This window comes from Aporhodopirellula aestuarii (assembly GCF_023701485.1).
In the GTDB taxonomy this organism is placed as follows: Bacteria; Planctomycetota; Planctomycetia; order Pirellulales; family Pirellulaceae; genus Rhodopirellula; species Rhodopirellula aestuarii.
In genome coordinates this window covers 94,813-105,950 of the sequence record NZ_JAMQBK010000042.1, presented here as the reverse complement: position 1 = coordinate 105,950, position 11,138 = coordinate 94,813, and the positions used below count along the sequence as shown (strand labels likewise).

Below are 11,138 nucleotides of genomic sequence, written 5' to 3'. Positions count from 1 at the left end.
GTAGCGGAACGGCGCGAGCCGTCCGGTGACTCGGGACCGGACGGCTTGCGCCGTTCCGCTAAAAAAGGCACTAAAACAATCGACGTCCCCTCGCGCCGTTCGCTAAGTCTGTGAGCGGCAGGGCGTGAACCCTCCGATTCAGGCAACTCCCAAGTTCCCGTGAGACGAAGCACTAGCCTCAGTTTTCGACCGATTTACGAGGCGACATGAACTTGAGCGGGCGTTTGGACCAATCCGACCGCCGGGACACGAGTAGCCGCCGCGTTCGGGGCCGCCACGGTGCAAGCCACTTCGTCACGCACGGCGGCAGCTCGGTTCTCAGCCGCCACTGCCCGACGGCGGGCGACCAAATCGTGTCGCAACAGCACCGACTGAGCCAAATCGCCGATCGACTGGACCGGACGGCTGCGGCTCCGCGATTGGGCCTCGATCTGGGCCCGGCCATCACGGATCAACGTAGCGAGCTTCAATAAAGTGTCCTGTTCGCTCTTCTTTTCCCCGCCCGTTTGAGGAGCCTCCGCTGCGGACGACGTGGGAGCGACAACCGGAGCAACGACGGGAGCAGCCGGTGCCAGCGAAGTGGTGAGATCCGAAAAAAGGGTGAGCTGAGTCATCGAAAAGTCCTTCGCAGTCGCGGAAACAGAGGCAAACGCCGTTCAACTGCAAGCATTCTTCGCGGCCCCCGTGACACGTTTGGTCACCCCGCCAGAAACAAATCGGTTGCGTCCCTAATTTCGACGTCCACCGACTTCATGACATTTGCTCCCCAGCCTCCCTCAACCACACAGCTCTCCCCCCAAAACAACCCTCTGCGTCGCTGTACTGTGCTTAAAAACCGCGACACCTCGGTTCCGATTGCACCGAATAGACCGGCTAAGACAACCCCCTTAGGGGGACTCGCACACACGCTACAGACGCTTAATTCGCAGTTTTACCCCACTAACTTCTGGCATTTGGGTCTTTTGGCGAGCTAGACTTGCGGGTGTTAGCTAGCAAATACGCACGTCTTTTTGAAGCGAATGCGTCTCTCATCTTCATCTATTCAATACAAGCTGCCATCCAGTGCTTTGGGATCCTAGCTCAACTCGATCCAACGATTTCGATTCGACGGAAGATATGTCGGCAGACAAGTACGAACCCATCGTGGTTTCGAAATCCTCTGCCAGCACGGCGAAAGAAGACCGCAGCACAGAAACCGCCATCGACCAAGTTTTTGCCGACGAGGTATCCGTCACTGATCAACCGGCGAATGCCCAACCGATCGAAGCCGATACGACGGTCGCCCGAACGCCAACCAGTCTATTCCGTCCGCTAGACGAGTCCCGACTGGAACGACAACGATTGCACTTCAGGCAGCGTGTATTGGCGACCACAACCTGCCTCGCCAGTACGACCGGTTGGTGCATTGCTCTGAGTGTCGCAATCGTCAGTCTGATTCACGCGGGCTGCACGTGGATGGGCTACACCTTCGACACGGGACGCCCGATCGTTGCTCTCAGTGCGGTACTCGCCGTAGCCTCGATCCACTTCGTTTTGCCTACCGGGCTCCGATCCTTGGGCATGCGAATTCGATTAAACATGCCGCACAAACTGCAACGCCGGGTAGAGATGAATAGCGTTGCCGATCAATTGAAATTCCTGCGTGTCGTCTCGATCATCGCGGTCGCATTGCCACTCACGTCTTTGCTGCTTGCCGATCGACCATCGGATACTAACGCTCAGCTAATCGATTGGTTGCCCGCGATCGCTCTGGCAATCCTGTGCTTTATCGGAGCATCAATCATTCGCTTCGCCGCACTCCCCATTTACCGGCGCAACCGAGAGGCTTTCATCAAACGCAGCCTTCGGGAACACCATCGTGGCGTGGCACTGCGGAGCTTCATCGCTCAGTGGGACAACCCCGCCCGTGAAATCTATCGCACTTGCCGATTAAGTCGTCGCCTGTCATGCGTGCACCGGACCTTCTTCGTCGCCATGATTGGGTTATTCTCGGCCGCTGGTTGCCTCGCCGCTCTGATTCAAACCCCCGCGTTTTTGGGTTTCGGCGCTGTAGGAATTGCAGTACTTGCGATCGCAATTCAGTGGCCAACCAGCCATCGACTCGTGGTCTGGTCGGGCAAGATGATTGACCCTTTCTGTGCTGACCAGGACGAGTACGAAGTATACGGTTGATTGACACCTTGCGTTAAACGAGGCACGGTTGTCGAACAACACCTACGGCACTGGACTCGCATGATTCTAAAAACGCACGTGAGCTTTACGCGATCGACTTCTCCGACATCGCCGATGACATCTCGTCGTGCAGTCGAATGATCTCCCTGGCCGTCGAACAAGGGACCGCATTACCTAAGGTTGTTACGTATCGACACGATGCGTATCCCTTCGATTTCTGCTGGTAGTCATTCACCCACCGCATTCGATCCGGCAATCGCTCCGCCGACACCGGCCAAACACCTGGCCGAGGCTTGAGGTGATCGTCAATGCCGATCCGCCACGGTTTCGGTGACAAGCGAGCACGGAAACAGTTTTGGTTAAAACACATCCGAACGTAAATTGGATCCGCTCCGATCGATTGAAAGAACGCTCGCACCTCATCGCTGCGAGGATCAAACGTGTCATGCGATACCAAAATTCGCCACCCTCGCGGTGTCTCATACAAACGCATGCTCCAACCGCGATGCTGTGCGGCAGCACGTTCGATTCGCTTCAAAGCGGCCTGTTTCGGCGAGCCTTGAATCCGGTCGATCGCCCAATGCCACAGACTTCCAAAAACGGTCACGAAAAAGATCGCACCCAACAAATACAGGAAAATCGAACGCCCCTCGTCAAACTGCCATGTGACCGCGGCATAGCCGATCGAATAGATCAGCAGCGTATAGAAATACGGAGAACATCCTTCGCTACTCTCGGCATCCACATCGGCGAACAGGACATCCGGCGTATTGAGGCACAACGCGCCATAAGCATTGCGAGTAATCACCGCGTCACCATGACGCGAAACGATTTCCTCTCGGATCGGCAACCCATCCGCCCCGTTGTAGGGCACCTTGGGCTCGGCGAGCAAAGTCGGCACGCCACCAACGACTCGCTCCACCGCTTCTTCAAGTCGCTTATCGGCATGCTTTTCAGCCGCCTCCTGACTCTCGTCCGACCAGCCGAAACGCCGCAAAGTCATTTGGCGTTTCTCGTGCTTGATCGTCCGTTTTGCCTCAGCCCAATAGGTAGGGACAATCATCAGTGGTCTCGTGCAAAAGAGGAAAGCGGCAAATCAGAAACAGCTTCCCAATATCTTAAAGCACTCGCTTTCACGCGACACCCGCTCCTGGCATCCCGGATCGAACGAGGCAACGGCCGTATCCTCCGGCGCAACATCTAGATTCTTCACGCACAAGAAATAGGCCCCATCGCACGTGACATGTGACCATGGAGCCCGATGTTCTCGTAGATGAATGAGGCGTTAGCTCTTCAAGCCGCCACGTGTCTACGACGTCTCAGTCGATTGCCGCTGCGGCGAGGTCGTAACCTTGCGACGCGACGATCTCGCATTGGCGGATCTGGCCGATTTCAACAGGCGACTCTTCGCTAACCTGAGACACATACACCAGCCCATCCACGTCCGGTGCTTCACTGCGGGTACGCCCAATGAAGACACCCTCTTGCTCAGGCATCTCGGCATCGATCAAGACTTCTTCAACACCACCAACGCGGCTGCCATTCCACTCAAACGCTATCGACTGCTGCAACGCCATCAATTCATCACGACGTCGAATTGCGACCTCGGGATCGACCCGATTGGGCAACTTCGCCGCCGGCGTGTCTTCTTCGACGGAGTACGTGAAGACACCAAGATTTTCGAACTGCGACTCCTCAACGAAATCCATCAGCTCCTTAAAATCGTCTTCCGTTTCACCGGGAAAGCCAGTGATCATCGTCGTACGCATGACGAGCGAATCGATACGCTCGCGTAGTTTTCGGACGATCTCAGTTTGCAGCTTCCGCGTCGTCTTGCGAGACATGCGGCGAAGCATCGCGTCGCTCGCGTGTTGCAGCGGCATGTCAATGTACGGAACGATTCGACGTGCGTTCGCAATCGTGTCGATCAGCGAATCATCGATGTACATCGGATAGAAATACATCAACCGAACCCAATCGATCGATTCGACTTGATCGAGCTGTTGTAACAGATCGTTAAGTCGTGGTTTTCCGTATCGGTCCATGCCGTAGTACGTCGTATCCTGCGCCACCACGACGAGTTCTCGCACGCCACTGCGACCGAGCCGTTCGGCCTCTTCAATGATCTGTTCGATCGGTTTGCTGAAGTGTTTGCCCCGCATCTTCGGGATCGCACAGAACGTACACAACCGGTCGCACCCTTCGCTGATTTTCAGGTATGCGAAGTGCCGTGGCGTTACGGCGGATCGAACGGCGTCGCTCAGCGGGTTCACCGCAGCAGGCTTAAACACGGTCCGCTGTTCTTCAAGGCCGGAATACAAATCGTCGACGACGCTGACGATATCATTTCTCGCAAACACACCGACGAGCGCATCGATGTCCGGTCGCTCTTGGAGCAATTTTCCTTGCTGGCGTTCGGCCAAACAGCCGGTCACGACAACGTTTCGCAACTTCCCTTCACGCTTGAGTGTCAACATCTCATCGATCGCCGCCAAAGACTCATCGCGGGCCGAATCAATAAACGCACACGTATTGACGACGACGAAATCCGCTCCCTCGACCGAATCGACCATCCGGTAGCCGTCCGCATCGAGTCGGCCCAGCATTTGCTCAGTGTCCACCAAGTTTTTCGGGCAACCGAGCGAGACGACCGCGTAATGCCCGCGAGCTTGCGCTGTGGTCGGTTCGACTGCACCCAACACGCCAGCCTGTTCGTCGACCAGCCCGGAGTTCGCTCCCGGTGAGTTTGGAGGCGAAACGACGTTGATTTCGGGCTTTTGGTAGATCGGAAGCTGCATCGAAACGCGACGGGGTGGTCTGAAGAAAGGGCGGGCGAAAATGACTGGTCAAGCGAGCATTAGACCAGAAACGGTCACTTTGACAATTTGAAATTTCCAATTGGTGGCCGAGCAATCGAGCCGGTCGCCTTCCGATTCCCCCAGCGGTTTGCCACAATTTGGGCACTCCCCACGATTCATCTAATTCAAAGGACAGCGTTTTTCGCTGACAAAGGCTTCGCCATGCGATGGAAAGGCAGACGACAGAGCGAAAATGTTGAGGATCGCCGCACGATGGGCCGCCCCGCAGCGGCCGCCGGTGGCGGAATCGGCATTATCGTGATTGCCATCGTGATCGCGTTGCTCGGCGGGAACCCGCAGCAGTTCCTTCAACAAGCACAACAAAACCAAGCCGCCCCCGGGGCAGCCCCCGGCCAGGCAGTTGAACTCACGCCGGCCGAAAAGGAAGCCGGCGAGTTCGTCTCCACCGTCTTCGCCGATTCCGAAGACGTTTGGACTCAGCTCTTCGCCAAAAACGGGATGGAATACCGCAAGCCAACCCTCGTGCTGTTCAAAGACCAGGTTCGTAGCGGGTGCGGAATCGCCGGCAGTGGAACGGGCCCGTTCTACTGTCCTGCTGATCAAAAGGTCTATCTCGACACGTCGTTCTTCAGCCAATTGGCTCGGCAACTCGGCGCCCCCGGTGACTTTGCCCAAGCCTATGTCGTTGCCCACGAAGTTGGCCACCACGTGCAAAAACTGCTCGGCTACACCGATCAAGTCGACCAAATCCGTCAGCGTGTTCCCGAGGTTGAATACAACAAGTATTCCGTCAAGCTGGAATTGCAGGCTGACTTCTTCGCCGGCGTGATGCTGCACCATGCCGACCGGATGCACAATATCATCGAAAATGGCGACATCGAAGAAGCGTTGACGGCGGCCCAAGCGATCGGCGACGATACGCTGCAGCGTCGCAGCAGAGGTTACGTGCAACCCGAAACATTCAATCACGGCACCAGCAAACAGCGTGTCGAGTGGTTCAGCAAAGGCCTCCATACCGGCGACCTCAGCCTCGGCGACACGTTTAGTGCTGAAACACTCTAGCCGCGCCTTGCACCAGCCATCGAGGCTCACCGGCGAACGAGACAACCACCCGTTCGTTCCCACGAGTCCCCCCAAAGGCTCCTTGCCACGTCATTTACCTCTTTTTAGGTTGTGACAAAGTAGTAGTCGTTCCGCCCAACTCATTCCCTCAATCTCTGACAAAACTTTGAATTCCGCTTGTGAATCCTCGGACGGCAACACCGATGACGATATTGCCGCCCAAGACGCAATCCGCGCCGATGTGATCGCCAAAACGAAATGCGTCGTCGTCAAAGTCGGCACGCGAGTACTGACGACGAGCGAAGGAAAACTCGACCTTACCCGAGTCGATCTGCTGGCCGCGCAGCTGGCCCGCATCGCCGATTCGGGCCGGCACGTGATCATGGTTAGCAGCGGAGCCGTCGGTGCTGGTGTGGCCAAACTGGGATTGCCGACCCGCCCTGTCGGCATTGCTCGCTTGCAAGCGGTTGCGGCGATCGGCCAAGCCGACTTGATCAAGGCGTATGAGAACTCGCTGCTGCGTCACGGATATCAAGCCGCGCAAGTCCTGCTCACCAAGAGCGATTTGCGTCGCCGCAGCGGCTACCTGCACGTCCGCAACGCTCTCAACGGCATTCACGAATTCGGCGCGATCGCGGTGGTCAATGAAAACGATTCCGTGGCCGTCGCGGAGCTCAAGACCACGTTTGGTGACAACGACCGCTTGGCCGCGCACGTCGCCGGCCTCTTCAACGATGCGTTGTTGATTTTGTTGACCGACGTTCACGGTCTCTACGACGGGCACCCCGACAGCGACGGTAGCAAGAAGATTGAAGTCGTTCGCGAACTCGACGGAGACGTCATGTCGATGGCTGAAGACAAGAGTTCCGCGGTCAGCAAAGGCGGCATGGAAGGGAAATTGCGTGCATCGCGATTGGCTAACTCACACGGCCATCCCACCATCATCGGTCCTGGACGCCAAGACGATGTGCTCGATCAAATTTTTGCGGGCGGCCGGGTCGGAACACTTTTCATCCCGCCCAAACGAACCCTCCGGGGCCGACGACGCTGGATCGGTAGCGCCGCGGTCGTCCAAGGCAGCCTCTTCCTCGATGACGGGGCCACCCGGGCCATCTGCAATCAAGGCCGAAGCTTATTAGCCGTCGGCATCGAACGCGTCGAAGGCACGTTCTCGCACGGCGACGTCGTCAGCCTGATCGATCGTAATGATCAAGAAATCGCGAGAGGCCTCGTGAACTACCGCAGTCACGAGATTTCTCTTATCGCGGGCCGATCCAATGCCGAGATCGAATCCATTCTCGGCCATCGCCCCTACGAAAACGTGATCCACCGCAACAACTTGGTCTTACGCAGCCTCGCCGAATAGATCGTTCCGCTGAACACGTCACGTCAACGCGTGACGACGATGCGATCAATGTCAACAAATGAAGACGTCTGGGGCGATATCAGCTGCAGACTGACCATTTGAATTCGCGTGAGATCGAGATTGCGGGTGTCCGGGCCCGTCAGAATCTCTTCACGGCTCATTACCAAATGCGTCGTCTTGCCCGGCTCCAACGCAAACGACTTGCGACTGGTGTCGGCATGGTAATCGGCGCGGTCCTCGTCCATCACCTTGAGAACCATTTCAAGGGACGTCGGATAAGAACCGGCAAGGGTCACATCGAGTTCCAAAGTCTTCACATCCGACCAATCCGGAACCGTTTCGATCAACGTCGCCGCCGGGTGTTCGGAACGCCGGACCAAAATCCTCAGCGAGTGATTCCCATCGGTCGTGTGCTCGTCCGTTCGTTCGGCCAAGCAATCGTCGAAGTACCACCGCGTTAACTCCATCTCACTTTCAAACGACCCCAGCATTGGGAACGCTTGATGCGCCGCCACGATATCCATCCCGACCTGAACGGGTCTCGCCATCGCCACCCCGACCATGGACATGGCAACGCCAGTCGCAATCACACTCACCCAACGCCGTTGGCTGTGATATCGCAAGTTCAGTAGCGCGAAACAAATCGCCACCGCTGCGATCACGCCCAACCCATTCGCGATCGCATCATGCAGCGCCGCGGTACGGCCGGTCATCGTCTGAGCGAACTCCATCAGGATGCCGCCGAGAAACACGCACACTGCCACCAAAGCCATCCGGCCGTACCATTCGCGTCCGAACGAGTCGAGCGGGCGAAGCCGATGCCATAAGAACAAGGTTGCAATGGTGATGCTGCCAAACAGCGGCGCGTGAGCGACATCACCGAGAACCGCGCCCGCACGCCCCTCGAAGGGCAGCGGCACCAGCAACATGAAGATGGCGACAGACAACCCGACAAACGCCATCAACCCCACCGAACGGGCGGCCGCATCCTCGGGGGGGAAAGCCATATCGGGATCGGTTAACACAAGATTGCTAATGGGACACCGTTCGGAGTGAGAAACGCGACGGACGATTCAGTGTAATCTTACATTCGGGCGACACATCATGCGGTCGGCTGAAGTGGAAAAGATTCACTCAAAAGCGAACCTTCCTATCCTCACCGACCCAATCCGTGATGCCCGCCGAAACTGAACTTCCGCCAAAAAACAGCGTCCGTAAAGGCCTCTTTCCCAAAGGGGCTCTCACTCACTTCCTAGCCGACGTTAATGGCCGTCAATTTAACGACGCAGGTTCAACAACTCGTCAATCAACTGCTGCGCCGTCGTAATGACACGGCTGTTTCCTCGGTACTGGGTACTCGCCAAGACGAGCTCAACGAGGTCGTTGCCGATGTCCGTGTTCGACAACTCGAGGGCACCACCGATAGTCGTTCCGATGCCGTTTTCGCCCGGTTGTCCTGTCACGGGCAATCCGGTGTTCACGCCTTGAGCGTACAGGTTCAAACCACGAGCTTCCAAACCGGCAGGGTTGGCAAATCGTGCCAATCGCAGCTGGCCAAGGTCGCGTGATATACCGTTACTAAAAGTTCCCAGCAGCGTTCCGTCCTCACCCACCGTGAAGCTGTTCAGCACCCCCGGTGCACTACCGTCCTGACGGGTCGCCGCCAGCGTCGCATCCTGTGTCGCCAAACCCGAAACGAGCGAAAAGTCCATTTCGAACTGCAACGGCGTGACGCTCGGTAAACCTTGCCGATTGATCGAGATTGTTTCTTCCGTTGCGGTCACGAAGTTACCGTTGCCGTCGAATCGGATCAGGCCGGTACCCACCGCGATGTCATTCTTTCCTGGCACCGAATTGTCGGAGCTGTCGGCGTACCAACGATAAATGGTCGCTTCGTCTGTCCGACTCTCCAACGTGGTGGTCACACGAACGCTGATCGGAACGCCGAGCGAATCGTAAACGACAAAGTCCGTTGCGGCACTTTGACCAATTCCCTCTTGGACGACGCCGAACGCCATATTCGGTGTCGTGACTTGCCCGACATCGTCGGTCAAACGGAACGACGACAGATCGATGTCGATAGCGTTCGCTTCACCGTTATTGGAGACCAGACGAATCTTACCGTCTTGGATGTACACGCCCGGCTTGAGCGTTCCCGTTTCACCGAGGATGTTGTTTTCCGAATCGGGAATCGGGTTTTGCGAATCGACTTGCAACGTTTGGATCCCCGACGCGTCGGCGATGAAGTCCAGCAGATCCTGCATCGTTGTCGTCGCGGTGACCTCCAAATCCTTCGTACCGAGCGTGCTACCGCCCTTGCGTCCGGTATAACTGAGCGTCCCTTCCCGGAACATTTGTTCGTACACGAGCCCGTCTCGACGAAGTACATCCGTCAGCAACGTGTTGCTGTTAACCGCAGGACCGTTCATGTCCAGCAATTGGTTTGACGAATCATCCAGATCCGAAATTTCTGCGTCGGTTCGCGAATCCGTAAACGTTTCTCCCGGCGCGACGCTGCCGACGAGATAGAAGTTGTTTTGGTCACCGGAGAGGTTCCGGTAGATCCGCACCTCATCGTAGGCGGGGAAGCCGCCGCCGAGCGGCGGTGTCGGTGGCGTCGGAAAGTTCGACAACGTGATGCGTCCATCGACAACACTCTGCGGCCCGATGTAAGCACTCGGACGGCTCTCAGGGTCACCCGCTTTGTAATAGGTGATCATGTAAGTGTAATTGCCCGTCAGGTTCTCATCATTGAGCGGCGTCGATGTCAGGGCGGTGGCCCCGGTGTCGTTGTAGGCTCCTCCGCTGGCGGCTGAATCCAGCAGGAAGTAGTCGCTCCCGTTGGGCCCGGTCCGATAGATATTCACCGTCGGAAACGTGCCACCGGTCGGGTCGTTGGGCAAATTAGCCAGGTTGATGTTGCCATTTGGACCAACCGATGCGCTGATCACGTTGCTCGCCGCTGCTTCATTTCCATTGGAGTCGACTAAGGCGACACGATACCGATACGTCCCCGACCCCAACGTCCCCGCAGCTCCAGCCGTCGCGGTCGTTGTGGAAGTATCGGCGATCGGCGCGGTCGACGCATTCACCCCTGACGCATCGGGTCGCGGAACTTGATTGTCACCCAAATGCAGACTCTCAATCACCTGCGCGGCACTCGAGATTTCGCCTTCCGGGGTCAGCGTTCCTTCAAAAGAAACGTTCTCAGTCGCCTTCGCAACCGTTTTTGTACCAAGCGGAACTGTCAGCGGAGTGAGTGTCGATGTCTGCAACTGGAACTGATCATCGATTCCGTAGCCGAGCAAACGCTGACCGGTCGCATTGACGAGTTCTCCGTCACTGTTGAGTTTGAAGATCCCGTTGCGGGTGTAGAGAATTTCGCCGTCGGCAGCCTGGACCTGGAAGAAGCCTTCTCCCTGGATCGCCAAATCGCTGCTACTGCTGCTGATCTCGATCGTCCCCTGGTTGTGGTTCGCCGCGATTTCAGCGACTTGAACCCCGAGACCGATCTGCCGAGGGTTGGTCCCCCCGTTGTTCGCCGAGGGGCCGCCACCAAGGGACAGCGTCTGCAAAAACTGGGTGGCAAACACCACATCCGACGATTTGAAGCCAACCGTCTGAGAGTTGGCAAGGTTATTACCGATCACATCGATTTGTGTTTCGGCGGCACTTAGGCCAGTCAGAGCGGTCGTCAGAGCGGATTGCAAACCCACGGG

General features: G+C 57.0%; 8 protein-coding genes. 3 read left to right on the top strand and 5 right to left on the bottom strand.

Features of this window, described 5'->3' with window-relative positions:
• Window positions 1-194: 194 nt before the first annotated feature.
• Window positions 195-614 (bottom strand): hypothetical protein, encoded by a 420-nt coding sequence (locus tag NB063_RS16545; protein WP_250929853.1) that lies wholly within the window; start codon window positions 612-614, stop codon window positions 195-197.
• A gap of 448 nt (window positions 615-1,062) precedes the next feature.
• Here NB063_RS16545 and NB063_RS16540 point away from each other — a divergent pair, with 448 nt between their 5' ends.
• Window positions 1,063-2,172 carry a hypothetical protein gene (locus NB063_RS16540; protein ID WP_250929852.1) on the top strand — a complete coding sequence of 370 codons (1,110 nt, stop codon included), beginning with the start codon at window positions 1,063-1,065 and terminating at the stop codon, window positions 2,170-2,172.
• An 85-nt stretch (window positions 2,173-2,257) separates the two neighbouring features.
• On the opposite strand, the gene NB063_RS16535 is transcribed toward NB063_RS16540, so the two are convergent.
• Window positions 2,258-3,235: a hypothetical protein gene (locus NB063_RS16535; protein WP_250929851.1), complete on the bottom strand. Its 978-nt coding sequence runs from the start codon at window positions 3,233-3,235 to the stop codon at window positions 2,258-2,260.
• A gap of 256 nt (window positions 3,236-3,491) precedes the next feature.
• On the bottom strand, window positions 3,492-4,970 hold the full coding sequence (rimO, locus tag NB063_RS16530) for a 30S ribosomal protein S12 methylthiotransferase RimO (protein WP_250929850.1): 1,479 nt from the start codon (window positions 4,968-4,970) through the stop codon (window positions 3,492-3,494).
• A 222-nt stretch (window positions 4,971-5,192) separates the two neighbouring features.
• On the opposite strand from rimO, the gene ypfJ reads away from it, so the two are divergent.
• A complete protein-coding gene (gene ypfJ / locus NB063_RS16525) occupies window positions 5,193-6,053 on the top strand; it encodes a KPN_02809 family neutral zinc metallopeptidase (protein WP_250929849.1) in 861 nt (286 codons plus the stop codon).
• Window positions 6,054-6,219: 166 nt separating this feature from the next.
• The gene (proB, locus tag NB063_RS16520) at window positions 6,220-7,419 is read left to right on the top strand and encodes a glutamate 5-kinase (protein ID WP_250929848.1); all 1,200 of its coding nucleotides are present in this window, start codon (window positions 6,220-6,222) and stop codon (window positions 7,417-7,419) included.
• A gap of 23 nt (window positions 7,420-7,442) precedes the next feature.
• Here the strand turns inward: proB and NB063_RS16515 are convergent, their stop codons facing one another.
• Together NB063_RS16515 and NB063_RS16510 are read right to left on the bottom strand one after the other, a co-directional pair.
• Entirely contained in the window at window positions 7,443-8,426 is a 984-nt protein-coding gene (locus NB063_RS16515) for a VanZ family protein (RefSeq protein ID WP_250929847.1), read from the bottom strand.
• Between the two features lie 270 nt (window positions 8,427-8,696).
• On the bottom strand, window positions 8,697-11,135 hold the full coding sequence (locus NB063_RS16510) for a flagellar hook-basal body complex protein (RefSeq protein WP_250929846.1): 2,439 nt from the start codon (window positions 11,133-11,135) through the stop codon (window positions 8,697-8,699).
• Window positions 11,136-11,138: the final 3 nt, after the last annotated feature.

What these genes read in the sequence shown, in the direction of transcription:
- NB063_RS16535 (WP_250929851.1), bottom strand. Translation starts at nt 3,235, where the DNA reads ATGATTGTCCCTACCTATTGGGCTGAGGCAAAACGGACGATCAAGCAC.
- NB063_RS16545 (WP_250929853.1), bottom strand. Translation starts at nt 614, where the DNA reads ATGACTCAGCTCACCCTTTTTTCGGATCTCACCACTTCGCTGGCACCG.
- NB063_RS16515 (WP_250929847.1), bottom strand. Translation starts at nt 8,426, where the DNA reads ATGGCTTTCCCCCCCGAGGATGCGGCCGCCCGTTCGGTGGGGTTGATG.
- ypfJ (WP_250929849.1), top strand. Translation starts at nt 5,193, where the DNA reads ATGCGATGGAAAGGCAGACGACAGAGCGAAAATGTTGAGGATCGCCGC.
- rimO (WP_250929850.1), bottom strand. Translation starts at nt 4,970, where the DNA reads ATGCAGCTTCCGATCTACCAAAAGCCCGAAATCAACGTCGTTTCGCCT.